At 65.8% G+C, this 15,899-nt stretch carries 19 protein-coding genes and 1 pseudogene; 13 read left to right on the top strand and 7 right to left on the bottom strand.

Annotated features, from left to right (window positions below):
* Window positions 1-37: 37 nt before the first annotated feature.
* Window positions 38-685, bottom strand: coding sequence for an O-methyltransferase (locus NU1_RS04500; protein ID WP_067517675.1), 648 nt, complete (start codon window positions 683-685; stop codon window positions 38-40).
* Window positions 686-920: 235 nt separating this feature from the next.
* On the opposite strand from NU1_RS04500, the gene sigE reads away from it, so the two are divergent.
* From sigE to NU1_RS04525, 5 genes are all read left to right on the top strand, one after another.
* Window positions 921-1,619 (top strand): RNA polymerase sigma factor SigE, encoded by a 699-nt coding sequence (sigE, locus tag NU1_RS04505; RefSeq protein WP_084520977.1) that lies wholly within the window; start codon window positions 921-923, stop codon window positions 1,617-1,619.
* Between the two features lie 86 nt (window positions 1,620-1,705).
* Window positions 1,706-2,104, top strand: a complete 399-nt coding sequence (locus tag NU1_RS04510) for a hypothetical protein (RefSeq protein ID WP_067517677.1) — start codon at window positions 1,706-1,708, stop codon at window positions 2,102-2,104.
* A 10-nt stretch (window positions 2,105-2,114) separates the two neighbouring features.
* Window positions 2,115-3,686, top strand: coding sequence for a trypsin-like peptidase domain-containing protein (locus NU1_RS04515; protein ID WP_067517679.1), 1,572 nt, complete (start codon window positions 2,115-2,117; stop codon window positions 3,684-3,686).
* 76 nt (window positions 3,687-3,762) lie between these two features.
* The gene (gene tatB / locus NU1_RS04520) at window positions 3,763-4,164 is read left to right on the top strand and encodes a Sec-independent protein translocase protein TatB (protein WP_067517680.1); all 402 of its coding nucleotides are present in this window, start codon (window positions 3,763-3,765) and stop codon (window positions 4,162-4,164) included.
* 60 nt (window positions 4,165-4,224) lie between these two features.
* Window positions 4,225-5,061 (top strand): hypothetical protein, encoded by an 837-nt coding sequence (locus NU1_RS04525; RefSeq protein WP_067517682.1) that lies wholly within the window; start codon window positions 4,225-4,227, stop codon window positions 5,059-5,061.
* 281 nt (window positions 5,062-5,342) lie between these two features.
* On the opposite strand, the gene NU1_RS04530 is transcribed toward NU1_RS04525, so the two are convergent.
* The 6 genes and pseudogenes from NU1_RS04530 to NU1_RS04550 form a co-directional block, all read right to left on the bottom strand.
* Entirely contained in the window at window positions 5,343-6,263 is a 921-nt protein-coding gene (locus tag NU1_RS04530) for a glucosyl-3-phosphoglycerate synthase (RefSeq protein WP_067517684.1), read from the bottom strand.
* Window positions 6,260-7,132 carry a dihydropteroate synthase gene (folP, locus tag NU1_RS04535; protein ID WP_067517686.1) on the bottom strand — a complete coding sequence of 291 codons (873 nt, stop codon included), beginning with the start codon at window positions 7,130-7,132 and terminating at the stop codon, window positions 6,260-6,262. Before folP ends, NU1_RS04530 begins: the two co-directional genes overlap by 4 nt.
* Before the next feature lie 174 nt (window positions 7,133-7,306).
* Window positions 7,307-7,843 (bottom strand): DUF5753 domain-containing protein, encoded by a 537-nt coding sequence (locus tag NU1_RS42985; protein WP_245719951.1) that lies wholly within the window; start codon window positions 7,841-7,843, stop codon window positions 7,307-7,309.
* 111 nt (window positions 7,844-7,954) lie between these two features.
* Window positions 7,955-8,191: pseudogene (locus NU1_RS42990) on the bottom strand (helix-turn-helix domain-containing protein); the annotation flags it as partial.
* The gene (locus NU1_RS04545) at window positions 8,140-8,670 is read right to left on the bottom strand and encodes a DUF6879 family protein (RefSeq protein ID WP_067517689.1); all 531 of its coding nucleotides are present in this window, start codon (window positions 8,668-8,670) and stop codon (window positions 8,140-8,142) included. The pseudogene NU1_RS42990 and the gene NU1_RS04545, both read right to left, overlap by 52 nt.
* A complete protein-coding gene (locus NU1_RS04550) occupies window positions 8,657-8,983 on the bottom strand; it encodes a hypothetical protein (RefSeq protein WP_067517691.1) in 327 nt (108 codons plus the stop codon). The genes NU1_RS04545 and NU1_RS04550 overlap by 14 nt, the downstream gene beginning before the upstream one ends.
* Window positions 8,984-9,203: 220 nt before the next feature.
* Between NU1_RS04550 and NU1_RS04555 the strand changes: the two genes are divergently transcribed.
* The 8 genes from NU1_RS04555 to NU1_RS04590 all read left to right on the top strand — a co-directional run bounded on the left by NU1_RS04555 (window position 9,204) and on the right by NU1_RS04590 (window position 15,899).
* Window positions 9,204-9,470: a MarR family transcriptional regulator gene (locus NU1_RS04555; RefSeq protein ID WP_067517693.1), complete on the top strand. Its 267-nt coding sequence runs from the start codon at window positions 9,204-9,206 to the stop codon at window positions 9,468-9,470.
* On the top strand, window positions 9,467-9,865 hold the full coding sequence (locus tag NU1_RS04560; protein ID WP_174565933.1) for a hypothetical protein: 399 nt from the start codon (window positions 9,467-9,469) through the stop codon (window positions 9,863-9,865). Before NU1_RS04555 ends, NU1_RS04560 begins: the two co-directional genes overlap by 4 nt.
* 277 nt (window positions 9,866-10,142) lie before the next feature.
* Window positions 10,143-11,243 (top strand): succinyl-diaminopimelate desuccinylase, encoded by a 1,101-nt coding sequence (gene dapE, locus NU1_RS04565; RefSeq protein WP_371859764.1) that lies wholly within the window; start codon window positions 10,143-10,145, stop codon window positions 11,241-11,243.
* Window positions 11,244-11,270: 27 nt separating this feature from the next.
* Entirely contained in the window at window positions 11,271-12,071 is an 801-nt protein-coding gene (locus tag NU1_RS04570) for an LOG family protein (protein WP_067517699.1), read from the top strand.
* Window positions 12,065-12,640, top strand: coding sequence for an LOG family protein (locus NU1_RS04575; RefSeq protein ID WP_067517702.1), 576 nt, complete (start codon window positions 12,065-12,067; stop codon window positions 12,638-12,640). Before NU1_RS04570 ends, NU1_RS04575 begins: the two co-directional genes overlap by 7 nt.
* 76 nt (window positions 12,641-12,716) lie before the next feature.
* Window positions 12,717-14,486, top strand: coding sequence for a long-chain-acyl-CoA synthetase (locus NU1_RS04580; RefSeq protein WP_067517704.1), 1,770 nt, complete (start codon window positions 12,717-12,719; stop codon window positions 14,484-14,486).
* A gap of 172 nt (window positions 14,487-14,658) precedes the next feature.
* On the top strand, window positions 14,659-15,615 hold the full coding sequence (dapD, locus tag NU1_RS04585; protein WP_067517706.1) for a 2,3,4,5-tetrahydropyridine-2,6-dicarboxylate N-succinyltransferase: 957 nt from the start codon (window positions 14,659-14,661) through the stop codon (window positions 15,613-15,615).
* An 83-nt stretch (window positions 15,616-15,698) separates the two neighbouring features.
* Window positions 15,699-15,899 (top strand): hypothetical protein, encoded by a 201-nt coding sequence (locus NU1_RS04590; protein ID WP_067517708.1) that lies wholly within the window; start codon window positions 15,699-15,701, stop codon window positions 15,897-15,899.

Raw genomic sequence — 15,899 nt, forward strand, 5'->3', positions numbered from 1 at the left:
CTCGGCATTACGCGAGCAATACCCGTGGTGCGCGGATCTATCCCCTTGACGCGCAGAGCAGCCCGTCACCGACCGGAATCAGCACACTGGTCAGTTGCGGATCCTCGGCGATGGCCCGGGTGGCCGCCCGCACCGCCTGCGTCGCCGGATCACGCTGCGCCGGATCCGGCACCCGCCCACCGAGCAGGGCGTTGTACAGCAGAATCGCCCCGCCCTCGCGTAGCAGCCGAACGCCCTGCTCCACATACTGCGGATGCTCCAGCGGCGCCGCGTCGATGAACACCAGGTCGTATGCGCCATCAGCGAGTCGCGGCAGCACATCCAGCGCCCGGCCGTTGATGAGACGCGTTCGGGCAGGCGCGATTTCGGCGGCCCGGAAGGCTTCCCGCGCCGCCCGCTGATGTTCGGGTTCGGAATCGATGGTGGTGAGGGTGCCATCGGAGTGCATACCGTCGAGCAGCCACAGGCCGCTGATACCCGCACCGGTGCCGACCTCGACGACGGCCTTGGCCCCCAGCAACTGCGCGTACATGCTGAGCAGCGCACCTACCGAGGGCGGTACCGGCGATGCGCCCAATTCGACGGACCGTTCTCGGGCCGCGACGAGGATCTCGTCCTCGGCGACGGATTCCTCCACGTACGCGAGGTTGCGCTGCAGGTTCGATGCCGCGGGAGTCTGGCTCACGGATATGAGGCTAATGGCGCGAACGTCCTATCGCGTGCCGGTGGCCGACCGGTGTGGCGAATTTTCTCAGGTGTCCCTCAGCCTGCGCATACTGATCCCACATCGGGACCAGCGAAAGTAATCATCGACGCCAGGCCAGCGACCGCGGTCCGGGGTCGGGAACAACTAGAGCCAACCTTTCGGTTGTACCCGGCACCGACGTTCACGGTCCCGAGTAGGAGGTAATCCCATCCACATGGTCGATGCGGCGCGTGAACACGCTTCCCTGCCCGAGCAGATTCAGCCGCTGAACAGCGAAACCCCGCTGGACAGTGACTTCGACGCGGCTCTCGCCGACAACGCGGTGTTATCCGGAACCGCGTTGTCCGGAACCGCTGCCTTCGATGCGACCGGCGATCGCGCCAAGTTGCCCACCTGGGATGAACTGGTGCGTGAACACGCCGACCGCGTCTACCGTCTCGCGTATCGCCTGACCGGCGATCCGCAGGACGCCGAGGATCTCACCCAGGAAACCTTCATTCGAGTTTTCCGCTCGCTGTCGAACTACCAGGCGGGCACCTTCGAAGGTTGGTTGCACCGAATCACCACCAATCTGTTCCTCGATATGGTCCGTCGCCGCAATCGCATCCGCATGGAGGCGCTGCCGGAGGACTACGACCGGGTGCCGTCCGAAGGTCCCGGCCCGGAGCAGCTCTACCACGACGCCAATCTGGACCCCGACCTGCAGGCCGCCCTGGCCTCACTGGCTCCGGAGTTTCGCGCCGCGGTGGTGCTCTGTGATATCGAGGGTCTGTCCTACGAGGAGATCGGCGCGACGCTCGGCGTCAAATTGGGCACCGTGCGCAGCCGGATCCACCGTGGACGCCAGGCACTGCGCGAATACCTCGAGCATAATGGTGTGGAACGGCGTTTCGACGCCGAGAAAGTCGGGTAACCCCGTCGCCGTATCGTTCGAGCAATTCGACGGCTGGCGGGTAGTTCCCGACGCAGCCGAGGTCGCCGGAGAAGGGTGTACACCGTATGAGTGGCGAGGACAGCATGCGTCCGCCTCGATTCGCGCCCACCGAGCACTTGGCCACCGAGGCCATTGCCGCGTATGTGGACGGTGAGCTGCGGATGAACGCCTATCTGCGCGCCGCCCATCATCTTTCCGTCTGCACCGAGTGCATGGCCGAGGTGAATTCCCAGGAGCAGGCGCGAATCGCGCTGCGGCAGTCCGGTCAGATCACCGCACCGCTGCGGCTGCACGACACTCTGAGCCGAATTCCCATCTCGGAGCTGCCCGGTGCGACGGACCATAAACATCCCGCACACGGCGCGCCCGCGGACCGCGGGATGATGGCGCCGGGCGCGAGTTCCTTCGGAATGCGCCAAGATTCGTTCGACAGCAGAAGGTGGACAGCTTGGTGGCGCAAGTAGAGTTCATCGCGTGACCTCCGAATCGAAGAACACCGGGGCGGCATCAAGTTCCGGGGATGAGTACACACAGACTTCCGATTCGGCGGCCAACAGGGGGAACCTGAGGCCGTCGGACGCTCCGGTCCTCGGGCCACGGCCCGTCTACCGGCCGCATATCGACAAGCACACCGCGCGCGCTTTCCGCCGCCCGAACGGGCTGCCCGGATCCTTCGGTCCGCGCCCCACCGGCGCGTCGACCACGCCGACGGCGGGTGAGCCCGAATTGCAGAACCGGCCGCCCGAGGGTGTGCTGGCCGAGGCCTTCGCCCGGCCCGCCGGTTCCAACGAAGTGCTGCAGCGCGATCCCGATGCCATCACCGATTCCACACCGTCCGCCCCGCCCGCCGATCCGTGGCGCGACCCGGATTCGGCGGCCCGGCTGGGCTCCCCCGCCATCGCCGTACCACGGCCGCGGGCGCTGGAGCCGGGCGCGGAGCTGACGGCCCGCGACGTGCTGTTCGGCGGCCGGGTGCAGCCGAGGGCACTGGCCAACCTGGCCGCGGTGGCGGTGGCCATCGGCCTGGTGGCGGGTCTGCTCGGCGGTGTGGTCGGTCTGTTCGCGGGTCAATCCACGTCATCGCTCACCTCGCGCAAGGTGACCCTGCAATCGGCGGGCGGTGATGAGGTCCCCACCGGTCAGATCGGCACGGTGGTGGACGCCGTAATGCCCGCCATGGTCACGGTGCGGGCCTGGGTCGGCGATTCCGGTTCCTCTGGGTCCGGTGTGGTGATCAGCGGCGAGGGCTACATCGTCACCAATAATCACGTGATCTCACTGGCCGCCAATGACAAGAGCGGCAAGGCCAATTTGCAGGTGGTGTTCTCCGATAACACCCGTGTACCGGCCGAGATCGTCGGCCGCGATGTGAAATCCGATCTGGCCGTACTCAAGGTCGATGTGAAGAATCTCTCGGTCATCCAGCTCGGCGATTCCCAGGATGTGAAAGTCGGCGACGACGTACTGGCCATCGGTTCGCCGCTGGGCCTGGAGAAGACCGTCACCTCCGGCATTGTCTCGGCGCTGAATCGGCCGGTGAAGGTCGGCGGTGAGGGCACCGATACCAATGCGACCCTCGATGCCGTGCAGACCGATGCCGCCATCAACCACGGCAACTCCGGTGGCGCGCTGGTGGATATGCAGGGCCGGTTGGTCGGTATCAATACCGCCATCAAGTCCGAGAGCGGCGGTTCGGTGGGCCTCGGTTTCGCCATTCCGGTGAATCAGGTCAAGCGCATCTCCGAGGGGTTGATCCAGAACGGCGAGGTGCATCATCCGCGCCTCGGCGTGAGCGCCAAGACCAAGATTGTCGCCAATGACGTGATGAGCGGCGCGGCCGTGGCCGATGTGCAGGCGAACAGCCCGGCCGCCAAGGCGGGCATTGTGGAAGGCGACGTCATCGTGAAGGTCGGCGACCGTGAGGTCACCGGCCCCGAGGAACTGACGGTCGCCGTGCAGTCCCATGAGATCGGTCAGACGGTGAATGTGCGATTGATCCGGGACGGCCGCGAGGTGGACGTACCGGTCACTCTCGAGTCGGATTAGCCGTAAGGATGCCGGTGTGGGGTTTTTCGCGGCCCCACACCGGGCCGGGAGCGCCACACACCGGTAGATTGGATCCGTGTTCAGCAATATCGGCTGGGGCGAGATGATGATCCTGCTCGTCGCGGCACTCGTCATTCTCGGCCCGGAGCGACTACCCGAGGCCATGCGCTGGACCGGCCGCACCCTGAGGCAGGTGCGCGATTACGCGACCGGGGCGACGGCTCAGCTGAAACAGGAAATGGGACCGGAGTTCGACGAACTCCGTAAACCACTGGAACAGCTGAACGAACTACGCGGTATGAATCCGCGCGCCATGGTGACCAAACACCTTCTCGACGGCGATGATTCATTTCTGACCGGAAAGTTCGATAAGCCGCTCACCGCCGGGAACAGCGCGAACAGTGGGTATTCCATGCCGGAACCGCAGAAACCACTGGAGCGCAACGAACGTCCGCCCGTCGATCCCGACGCTACTTAGTTTCGGCCAAGGTTAACCGGTCTAGACGCCAAGACCTGTTCAGGTATCTAGACTTCGGACATGTCGGCCGATGAGGTGGCACGGGTGTTCGCGATAGAGGACAAGGTCGAACGCCTCAAGGCGGCCACCGAGGGTGTGGCGGCCGCCCAGCAGACCATCAACGAACTCACCCGAATTCGCCGCGCCGTGATCCGCGAACTCCACGCCGAGGGCTGGACTTTCGCGAGAATCGGTACAGCGGCAGGACTTTCACGCGCTCGCATCCATCAGGTGAGCACACAGGGACCGGTACCCGAGGGCCTGTTCTTCGGCCACGGCCCGCTCACCATCATCACTCCGGATGTGCGCAGTTCCACGCGCTCCATCGCCCTGGTGGGTGCGCCGGATCCGGCTGCGCCGAACCGGCTGCTGGAGCTCATGCGCGAACTCGGCTTCACCGCCACCATCGAGCGCTTCCTGCCCGGCCGTCCCCTGAACCTCGACCGCGACGGCCTGATCGTGCTGGGCGGCCCGGAGCTCTCACCGAGCCTGCGCTACCTGGTGGCCGCCGATCCCCGCCTGCGCCGCACGGTGGCCCGGGCCGGGCGGGTCCGTCGCGGAATCGAGGACCGCGCCGCCCGGCGCGTCTACAGACCGGGAGGCACCGAACCGTATGACATCGCCTATCTCGCAAGACTTCCGCGCCCGGACGCGCGCGGCACGGTGCTGGTGATCGACGGCCTGCATCCGCCCGCCTCCCTGGGCGCTATCCGACTGCTGGCGACCCGGCTGGCGACATTGCACGAACGCGCGGGCACACATCCGTTCTCAGCGGTCGTGGGCGTGCGCTACGACCGATCCACCGGCGAACCCATCGAAGCGGACCTGCTCACGCCGATCTACCGGCACGACCGTTGAGCGCCGGCCCTGACCATCGCCATAGCGAGCCGCCATGCGGCACGCGAGCCCGCGCATTCCGTAGCGAGGCCGCGCATCCCGTAGCGAGCCCGCCATGCCGCACGCGAGCCCGCGCAATCCGTAGCGAGGCCGCGCATCCAGTAGGGAGCCCGTCATTCCTCGGCGAGCCGTCATTCCGGCACGCTTTTAGCCGGAATCCACACTGCTGGAGTATGGATCCCGGCCAAAACACGCCAGGATGACGCGGGCGCGCTACCCCGCCGAGGTGACGAGGGCCGTTGTCAGGCCGCAGCCCAGGCGGGCCGCAGGTCCCGCATCGGCGGCCGGTCCGCCAGCGAGACCTCCGTGGTCAGAGCCGTGAATTCGCCTCCGATGAGCGGGAATTGGGTCAGCCCCGCACCGGAGTCGAGGATCCCGCTGCGCCCCAGCACCGTTCCGAGAATCTGGCGGCTCATTACGCCGAGATCCGACAGCGGCCGGTTACGGTGCGTGCGAACCCCGAGATTCACCTGTCCGATGGCGTCGATCCCGTATCGATCGAAAGTATCGAGCAGCAGCCCGATTTCGACGCCGTAGCCCGGTGCGAACGGCACCGAGGTGAGCAGTTCCCGCGTTCCCGCGTACTCACCACCCAAGGGCTGCAACACCTTCGACAGTTCCGGCCGCAGTGCCGCCAGCAGCGGCCGCGCCACCAGTTCGGTGACCCGCCCGCCACCGTGCTCGTCGATACCGGTGTCATGGCGCAGCGGGCGTCGGTAGAAGGCCTTCACCAGCCGCATATCGTCCACCGTGAGCAGCGGTCCGAGCAGGTTCGGCACGAACATGGGATCCGGATCGATGAGATCGGAGTCCACAAACGCGATCAGGTCGCCGGTGGTGACCGCGAGGGATCGCCACAGCACCTCGCCCTTGCCCGGAACGGGTTCGAGTTCGGGTACGGCCTGTTCGCGGGTGCAGACCCGGGCTCCGGCGGCGCGAGCGCGTTCGACGGTGGCATCGGTGGAGCCGGAGTCCAGCACCACCAGTTCGTCCACCAGCGTGCCCAGCAGGGGGCGAATACTGGCGACCACGTCGGCGACGGTGTCCTGTTCGTTCAGTGCGGGCAGGACCACGGAGACGGTGCGGTCCTTCTTCGCGGCAATGAGTTCTTCGACCGTCCACTCGGGGTGGTCGAAACTGTGGGTGTATTCCCAGTCCGTCATACGAGACCTCGCAGGGTGCGGGCGGGCGGGCGGAGACCCTGGATGGCGGCGATCATATCGACGACCTGTCGGGTCGCGCCGACCTCGTGCACCCGGAAAACACGGGCGCCCGCGGCGGCGGACCAAGCCGTTGCTGCCAATGTGCCCTCCAATCGTTCGGATAGGCCGACACCGAGAGTCTCTCCGATGAAATCCTTATTGCTCAGCGCCATCAAGACCGGCCAGCCGGTGTTTACGAGATCGTCCAATGCCCGCAACAATTCCAGCCCGTGATAGGTGTTTTTGCCGAAATCGTGCGTGGGATCGATGAGAATCGAATCTTTTCCCACTCCGGCGGCGGCGGCCGCCTCGGCGGCCCGCACCACGGTTTCGGTGACCTCGGCCACCACATCGTCGTAGCGCACCCGATGCGGACGGGTACGCGGAATCGCGCCACCGGTGTGACTGCACACAATCCCCACACCCAGTTCGGCCGCGACCCCCACCAGATCCGGGTCGGCCCCCGCCCAGGTGTCATTGATCAGGTCCGCGCCCACGGCCACGGCCGCCCGCGCCACCCCGGCCCGCCAGGTATCCACACTGATCAACAGGTCCGGGTATCGCTCCCGAATGGCCGCCACAAACGGCACCACCCGACGCGCCTCCTCGGCGGCGTCCACCTCGACCCCCGGCCCGGCCTTCACACCACCGATATCGACGAGATCGGCACCCTCGCGCACCGCCTGGGCAACCGCGGCCATGGCGGCCTCGTCGGTGAAGTGCGCACCCTTGTCATAGAAGGAATCCGGCGTCCGGTTCACAATCGCCATCACCAGCGCCCGATCCGTCGCCACCGGCTTTCCGCACAATGTCGGCAACGGCGCACACATGACCTCGACTGTACCTAGCGCTGTGCTGGACTTGCTGGGCAGCCGACCGGTTCGGCGGTGGGCCGCCTCATCGCCTCGGCGCGCGGCAGCCCGCCATGGTTTTGGCCGGAATCCACAAGTCGAAGACACCGCTCACCGAACCGACCGGGCGCTATATCGCTTTTCGGCGGGCTTCTATCGACGCCTGTCCAGCTCGGCCCTGATCAACCTGCGCGCTGCGTCACCGTAAGCAGCCTGCCCAGCCAGTTGGGCGAACAACCTACCGTACAGCGCGATTTCACCTGATTGGTTGATGGACAGCTCAGCGCTCACGGTCTCTACCAGCACGAGCCGGTTGTCGTACATGACGAAACCGTTGATAGACGGACCGTCGAGAGCGGCCCGCTCCGGCACGATCCCGAGCGCCACACGCGGCAGGGACATCACTGTTAGCAAATGTTCCAGCTGCCCCACCATCACCGAATCATCTCCGACCGTGGTCTGTAGAGCCTGCTCCGCGATGACGAACGAGAACTTGCGGCTACCTCGGTGAAGGATGTGCTGACGTTCGATCCGAGCGGCTACGCCTTCGTCCAGGTCATCTGGGATTCGGTAGAACCGAATCATCCGACCTAGCACTTCCTCGACGTACGCGGGCGTTTGCAGCAGTCCGGGGATGACAACGGGTTGATACGAACGCAATTGGGACGCGGCGCGTTCGATCCGGCTCACCGCCTTCTGCTTGCGCCGGGTGCCGAGACCGAGCGCTCTGCGCCACTCCATGTACGCGGATTCGATATTCCTCAGCGTCGCAATCAGATCAGGCAGTCGATCATCGCTGTTCGTGTGATCACACCAGGATCGGAGATCGCCCTCAGTGGGTGTCTGCCTGCCGTACTCGAGCTTGCTGATCTTCGATTCGGGCCAGTTCGCCAGTCTGGCCAGCGCCCGGCCGGTCAGACCGGCATCACGACGAAGCTCCCGGAGCCGTAGCCCGAGAGCCTGTCGCTGTTCGTGTACTGCGCTGGTCACCGTGTCTGGAGAGCTACGTAGTCGGCATACGGCACGGCCGCCGACCACACGTAGTCTCGAACCTCCTGACAGTAGGCAACGATCCGTTGATCCGACGTGGCGACCGAGCCCGCGATCTGACCGGAAGGTTTGAACACTGTGACGGTGACCGTTTCGTCGTCGAGTAGCCACCAATCGAATGTGGTGAGTCGATTCGCGTCAACGAGATGTCGGGGCACGTATCCGATCTGCTCACCAGCCGCTGCGTTGAGCCGCGCTAGCTCCAGCTCCCACTGGATGTAATCGGTATGCGGAACCGTCACGACCCGGACGCGGCGCATTACCGCTCCACGCCCGGTCAGGCCCCGAACCGTGCTCAACCAGCCTTGGAACCAGCCGTAATTATCCTCGGAGCCACCTTCGAGCCAGTTGCGGAAGGCTTCGTTCTCCCCGGGAGAGTCGTAGCTATCCCGCAATTCGAGATGGAACGCTTCACGCTTGCTGGCACCGATCAGCCGTGTGTGTGCGCCGCTGTCAAGAAGCTGCACCGTAGAACTCCCTTTCCCGCTTCGGTACCGTCACGGCCGCCTCGTTCGGTTCAATCTCCATCTGCGCCAGCACTTCTGGATCAGTAACAGGGTCGCCACTCACCAGGAAGGTACCCCGCCCGGTATCAGTGAGCGGTGAACCGATGAACGTATCGTGATCGGCGAAACCCAGCAGTAGATGCGGGATTTCGACCGTTCCGAGTTTGTCTGTGCGCCAACCCTGCGTGACGAAATGATCTTCGGCGTCATAGAGCGACGGACACGTATCGCCGGGGGTGCCGCCCCTGCCCAGAAATCGCAACTTCTTGCTCATTCTCGTTCCTCCCACTCGGCGCGTGATGGGTGTCGTCACGCCTCACCAATCATCCCGCTCAGTTTCCGATTCCGGACCCGAACGAGGCTAACCTAGAAAACTCGAGAAAACTTCTGGAGCCGGTACCGACCGTGCACCTAGCGTCGAATCAGGCGTTCGGGACCGGTTCAGTCGGCGCGACCCGAACCTCTCGGCAACGACGCACGGCAAAGGGGATCAGATGGCGTTCACCGAATCCGAAGCCAAGGTGCTCGGCGCGCTGGCTGGATCTACACGCATGGAGGGGCTGACCGTCCGGCAGTTGTGTGAGCGAACCGCGTTGTCGGCCGGGACGGTTCGTACCGCGCTGCACCAGATGACCTACAACGGATTGACGCTCGGCACCCGGCAGAGTCCGGTGCTGTGGCGGGCATCCGACCGTGGTCGGTCTATCGTCACCAGTCACCCCGCACTGCGGGAATTCGTGCCGTCGAAGGCTTCGCCATGAGACCTCGACCGACCGCCGTAGGGTACATCTGCCGTGAGGTGTCCGGCATCCGCCTGGAATGGGATGAATTCAGGATCCGAAGTCTCGCAGCGAGATTCGGATACGACTACGCCAAAACCATCGTGCTCGGCTCAGGAACCTCGGACCGGATCGCGCGGTTGATCGACAGCGTCCGGCGCACCGATGCCGAAGCCGTATTCGTGCCCAGCGAAACGCATTTCCTCGGTAGCCGTGCCCCGGCTGAGCTGATCCGGATAGCCGATGTGAACACCGTAGATACCGCGAACACCTATGCCCGGTGGATCGACACCGAAGAGGCCAATGCCGCGACGTGCGGCAACGCCGTGCATCTCCAGGATAGAACCGAGCAGTGGAGGGAGGTGCAGAGTGGATGAGGCGAGGAAGCCCGGCCCGCAGGGGCAGGCGCACGATAATTGGAACGTCGCGGTGAACGGCGACGACGACGGCCAAGACGACAAGCCGCGCGGTACGCGGCGGCGATAGACGCCCGGATTCACGCCCACCCTGATCGGGAGTCTTCTGCCAGTGCAGGCAAGGCAGCCGCCCGCCTGTGTCCTGTGGGCCTGCGACCACCGGACGGCAGGGCCGCGAACCTGCCGTCGCGGAGCGGCGGCCGAAGGCACAGCAGACACACCAGGCAGAATGCACAGTGTGACCATCGATCTGCGCGCCGACCCCATCAACCTCGCCGCCGCTCTGGTGGATATTCCCAGTGTGTCCAAGGACGAGGCCGTCATCGCCGACACCGTGGCCTGGGCGCTGCGCGAGCAGACCGAAGGGTTCGAGATTCTGCGGCACGGCAATACCGTGCTGGCCCGCACCAATCGCGGCCTGCCGACCCGGGTGATTCTCGCCGGACATCTCGACACCGTGCCGATTGCCGACAATGTGCCGGGACGCTTCGTCGCGGGCGAGAACGGGGAGCGGCTGCTGTTCGGCTGCGGCAGTGTGGATATGAAGGGGGGCGACGCGGTATTCCTGCACCTGGCCGCCACGGTCGCCGAACCCGTGCACGATATGACGCTGATCTTCTACGACTGCGAGGAGATCGCCGCCGAGTTCAACGGCCTCGGCCGGATCGAGCGGGAACTGCCGGAGTGGCTCGACGGCGACCTCGCCATTCTCGGCGAACCCTCCGGCGGCTGGGTCGAAGCGGGCTGCCAGGGCACGCTGCGCGCCCGGATCACCACCTCCGGTACCCGCGCGCATTCCGCACGAGCCTGGTTGGGCGACAATGCCATTCACCGCCTCGCTCCCATTCTCGAACGGCTCGCGGCGTACCAGCCGCGCGAGGTCGATATCGACGGTTGCGTCTATCGCGAGGGACTGTCCGCGGTCCGGGTCTCCGGCGGGGTGGCGGGCAATGTGGTGCCGGATGCCGCCGAGGTGGATGTGAATTTCCGCTTCGCTCCCGATCGCACCCTCGACCAGGCCACCGACCATGTGCGAGAAGTCTTCTCCGGCTTGGAGATCGGCTTCGAACGCACCGACGGCGCCCCCGGCGCCCTCCCGGGCCTGTCCGCCCCCGCCGCCAAGGGCCTCATCGACATCGTGCACGCCCACGGCAGCGGCGGCGTCCGCGCCAAATACGGCTGGACCGATGTCTCCCGCTTCGCCGCCCGCGGCATCCCCGCCGTGAATTTCGGCCCCGGCGACCCCAACCTCGCCCACAAACGCGACGAACACCTCCCCGTCACCCAGATCACCCAGGTGACCTCGATGCTCCGTAGCTACCTCATGGGCGACAAGTAGTAACCACCACCTACTAGTGTTGGCTGCATGTCTGCTGACGCCGAGTACGGTGCTCGCTCGCCGAAGACTCCCCGGTTCCGAGGACCGATAATGCTGCGCCGGGACCGGAAAGAGGGGATAGGGACCACCGACGAACATTTGCTCGATGAGAGCGGTTCGGCGGATTGGGTGCACACCGATCCCTGGCGGGTACTGCGCATCCAGGCCGAATTCGTCGAGGGCTTCGGCACTCTGGCGGAGGTGCCGCGCGCGGTGGCGGTATTCGGCTCGGCGCGCACCGCTCCCGAGAGTGCGGAGTTCCAGGCGGGGCAGGCCATCGGCGCGGCCCTGGCGAATGCCGGCTTCGCGGTCATTACCGGCGGTGGGCCCGGGGCCATGGAGGCCGCCAACCAGGGCGCGTCGGAGGCGGGCGGCTATTCGATCGGGCTCGGCATCGAGCTCCCCTTCGAGCAGGGCCTAAACGAGTGGGTGGATCTGGGTATCAATTTCCGGTACTTCTTCGTCCGCAAGACCATGTTCGTGAAGTACTCGCAGGCATTCGTCTGCCTGCCCGGCGGTTTCGGCACCCTGGACGAACTGTTCGAGGCGCTCACCCTGGTGCAGACCCGCAAGATCACCCGCTTCCCGATTATCCTGTTCGGCACCCGCTACTGGTCGGGACTCACCGACTGGCTGCGGGATTCGCTGCTCGGCTCGGCCAAGATCTCCCCCGGTGATCTGGGCCTGCTGCATGTCACCGACAGTGTGGAGGACGTGGTGAATATCGTGGTGCAGGCCGCCGCGGCCCGCGCCGAACTGGAGGCCGCGGGGACGGAGGAGACCTGGTGAGCGACAATGTCTCCGCCGCGGCCGAGCGGGCGTTCGCGGTCTGCGTGTACTGCTCGGCCAGTTCGCTCGACCCGGCGCAGCTGGAGCTGGCGGCCCAGGTGGGATCCGAAATCGGCCGTCGCGGTTGGCGATTGGTGTCCGGTGGCGGCAATGTGTCCATGATGGGCGCGGTGGCGCGGGCGGCCCGGGCGGCGGGTGCGCACACCATCGGGGTAATCCCGAAACACCTGGTGCACAAGGAAATGGCCGATGTCGACGCCGATGAGCTGATCGTCACCGACACCATGCGCGAGCGCAAACAGATCATGGAGGACCGTGCCGACGCCTTCCTGACCCTGCCCGGCGGTATCGGCACTCTCGAAGAGTTCTTCGAGGCATGGACCGGTGGCTATCTGGGACAGCACGGTAAGCCGGTGGTGGTGCTGGATCTCGACGACCACTACCGCGGCCTGTTCGCCTGGATCGATGAGTTGTACGGACGCGGCTTCGTGGGCGATCAGGCCATGGACTGGATCACCGTGACCAAGGATTTCGCGGAGGCGTTCGACGCCCTCGATCCCACCTTCTGAGACAGTTGCTCGTACCCGGGGCCGGGTTTCCCGGTTTCGCTCGACAACATCTGGTCCATCCGAAAAGGTGGACTCTGTGACGACCGACGCCCGCTCGACTGTAAGCCTGCTGGATCTGGCTCGGGCCCTGCCCGATATGGTGCTGCGGGAACGCGGCATGCTGCGAAACGCCTTGAAGCTGCTCGTGAAACCGGGCGACCGGGTGTCGATCGGACTGTTCTTCCAGCGCGGCGCCGAGCACTATCCCGAGCGCCCCTTCCTGAAATTCGAAGGCCGCGTGTACACCTGGGGCGAGGCCAATGCCGAGGTGAACCGGTACGCCCATGTGCTGGCGGCACGCGGGGTGGAGCGCGGCGATGCGGTCGGCGTGCTCATGACCAACCGCCCCGAGACCCTGTTCACGGCACTGGCCACCGTGAAGCTCGGCGCGACCGTCGGTCTGCTCAACCACAACCAGCGAGATAACGTGCTACAGCACAGTTTCGGACTGCTGAACAGTGTGGTGGAAGTGATCGGCGAGGAGTGCCGGGAGGCGCTGGACTCCCTCGCGGAAACCCCGCCGAATCTACTGTGGTCGCAAGAGTTGCAGGAGGCGGCCGGTACCGCCGACGCCTCGAATCCGCCCGTCTGCGAGGAGATCACGGCCCGCGAGCGCGCCTTCCTGATCTTCACCTCCGGCACCACCGGTATGCCCAAGGCCAGCGTCATGACCCATCTGCGCTGGACCAAGAGTATGGCGGGCCTGGGTGGGCTCGGCGTACGACTGCGCGGCGACGACACCCTCTACAGCTGTCTGCCGCTATACCACAACAACGCGCTGACAGTGGCACTCGGCGCGGTGGTGACGGCGGGCGCGAGTCTGTCTCTGGGACGGCACTTCTCGGCGTCACGCTTCTGGGACGAGGCCATCGCGTCGGACGCGACCGCCTTCATCTACATCGGCGAACTGTGCCGCTACCTGCTCAACCAACCGGCCAAGCCCACCGATCGGGCGCACCGGGTGCGCATGGCGGTGGGCAATGGTCTGCGCCCGGAGATCTGGGACGAGTTCCGAGATCGGTTCGGTATCAAGCGGATTGTCGAGTTCTACGGCGCGAGTGAGGGCAATGTCGCCTTCATCAATGCCTTCGGTGTGGACCGCACCGCCGGATTCACCCCGCTGCCCTTCGCCATTGTCGAGTACGACGATGAGGAGGGGAAGGCCCGGCGCGGACCGGACGGGCGACTGCGGAAGGTGAAACCGGGCGGGGTCGGCCTGCTGCTGGCCAAGGTCACCGACCGGTCGCCCTTCGACGGCTACACCGATGAATCGGCCACCGAATCGAAACTCCTGCGCAACGGCTTCCAGGACGGCGACTGCTGGTTCGATACCGGCGATCTGGTGCGCGATCAGGGCTACTGGCATATCGCCTTCGTCGACCGGCTCGGCGACACCTTCCGCTGGAAGGGGGAGAATGTGGCCACCACCCAGGTGGAGGGCGCCTTCGACGGCCTCGACAGCATCTCCCAGGCCGTCGTCTACGGCGTCGACATTCCGGGCGCGGACGGCAAAGCGGGGATGGCCGCGATCACCGTCGAACCGGATGCGAAGTTCGACGGTCGGCAGACCGCCGCGCACCTCTACGACCGACTTCCCGGCTACGCGGTGCCGCTGTTCATCCGCGTAGTTCCCGAGCTCGAACAGACCTCGACCTTCAAGAGCCGCAAGGTCGAACTGCGCAAACAGGGCTACGAGCAGGACGAGAAGAGCGAACTGTACGTCCTCGCGGGCCGGTCGGACGGGTACGTCCCCGCATACGACGGTTATATCGACGATGTCGCGGGCGCTCGCGCTCCACGCGGCTGAGACCAACCCGCCGCGTTTCGGCCGGGCGGCGAACCTGGGGGTTTGGATGGAGCAGGGAGGTGTCGGTTGCGCCGGGGTGTTCCCCCACCCCAAGGGGCTGGCCGGGGGGGCCGAATAGCGCGGTTGATGCCACCTCGAGGCGTTTAGGCAGCGCCCGGTAATCTTTGCTGGCGTGAGCACTCAGGGAGCAGTAGCAGTCGGTCTGGCCACCATTACCGCCAACGGGACGGTCCTGGACACCTGGTATCCGTACCCCGCGCTGGGTGAGTTCTCCGAGACCGGGACCAAGCGCCTGGACCCCTCCGATATCGAGTACGACAAGTTCTCCCATGCCGTCGGTGAGGACAAGGCCCGCCGCGTCGAGGTGGTCGTGGTGCGCACCACCATTGCCGACCTGGCCGCCGCACCGGTCGACACCCATGACGCCTACCTGCGACTGCACTTGCTCTCGCACCGCCTGGTCCGCCCGCACGGCGCGAACCTGGACGGCATCTTCGGCCACCTCCCCAATGTGGCGTGGACCAATTACGGCCCGTGCTCGCTCGAGGAGATCGAGCTGGTGCGCTTGAACCTGCGCGCCCGCGGCCCGGTCACCGTGTACGGGGTGGACAAGTTCCCGCGCATGGTCGACTACGTGGTTCCGTCCGGCGTGCGCATCGCCGACGCCGACCGGGTGCGCCTGGGCGCGCACCTGGCCTCGGGCACGACGGTCATGCACGAGGGCTTCGTGAACTTCAACGCCGGCACCCTGGGCAACTCCATGGTCGAGGGCCGCATCTCCGCCGGTGTGGTGGTCGGCAACGGCTCCGATATCGGCGGCGGCGCATCCATCATGGGCACCCTGTCCGGCGGCGGCAAGCAGATCATCTCCCTCGGCGAGCGCTGCCTCCTGGGCGCGAACGCGGGCGTGGGCATCTCCCTCGGCGACGACTGCGTGGTCGAGGCGGGCCTCTACGTCACCGCGGGCACCAAGGTCGCCCTCCCGGACGGCGCGGTCATCAAAGCCGCCGACCTCAACGGCAAATCCAACCTGCTGTTCCGCCGCAATTCGGTGACCGGCGCGGTCGAGGTGGTGCCGCGCAAGGGCACCGGCATCGAACTGAACGCGGCACTGCACGCCAACGACTAGCCCCAACTCTGGGATCTCGTGCCCCTTGCGGTAAACCGCAAGGGGCACAGTCGTATCGGAAGTGTCACGCCCTGATCGCCAAGGTGCGAGATGTCCACCGCCACTCGCCATGGGTACTCGAACGCGAACTGGATCTGAGCCCGAGCCTGGCCGCGCAGATCATCGGCGAGACGGACCGCCGCCGCAGGTTTCTCTCGGTCGACGATATCGCGGTGTTCTGTCCTGTCCCGCCGGGTTTGATGCCGCTGATACAGGACAGGCTCGTCGTCTCGCCGGTCGGCTGA

This window comes from Nocardia uniformis NBRC 13702, assembly GCF_001613345.1.
GTDB lineage: Bacteria > Actinomycetota > Actinomycetes > Mycobacteriales > Mycobacteriaceae > Nocardia > Nocardia uniformis.

Excerpts from the sequence above, each read along its gene's own strand:
- sigE (WP_084520977.1), top strand. The coding sequence starts at position 921 with ATGGTCGATGCGGCGCGTGAACACGCTTCCCTGCCCGAGCAGATTCAG.
- NU1_RS04570 (WP_067517699.1), top strand. The coding sequence starts at position 11,271 with ATGTCTGCTGACGCCGAGTACGGTGCTCGCTCGCCGAAGACTCCCCGG.
- NU1_RS04550 (WP_067517691.1), bottom strand. The coding sequence starts at position 8,983 with ATGAGCAAGAAGTTGCGATTTCTGGGCAGGGGCGGCACCCCCGGCGAT.
- NU1_RS04555 (WP_067517693.1), top strand. The coding sequence starts at position 9,204 with ATGGCGTTCACCGAATCCGAAGCCAAGGTGCTCGGCGCGCTGGCTGGA.
- NU1_RS04510 (WP_067517677.1), top strand. The coding sequence starts at position 1,706 with ATGAGTGGCGAGGACAGCATGCGTCCGCCTCGATTCGCGCCCACCGAG.
- NU1_RS04560 (WP_174565933.1), top strand. The coding sequence starts at position 9,467 with ATGAGACCTCGACCGACCGCCGTAGGGTACATCTGCCGTGAGGTGTCC.
- folP (WP_067517686.1), bottom strand. The coding sequence starts at position 7,132 with ATGTGTGCGCCGTTGCCGACATTGTGCGGAAAGCCGGTGGCGACGGAT.
- NU1_RS04525 (WP_067517682.1), top strand. The coding sequence starts at position 4,225 with ATGTCGGCCGATGAGGTGGCACGGGTGTTCGCGATAGAGGACAAGGTC.
- NU1_RS04530 (WP_067517684.1), bottom strand. The coding sequence starts at position 6,263 with ATGACGGACTGGGAATACACCCACAGTTTCGACCACCCCGAGTGGACG.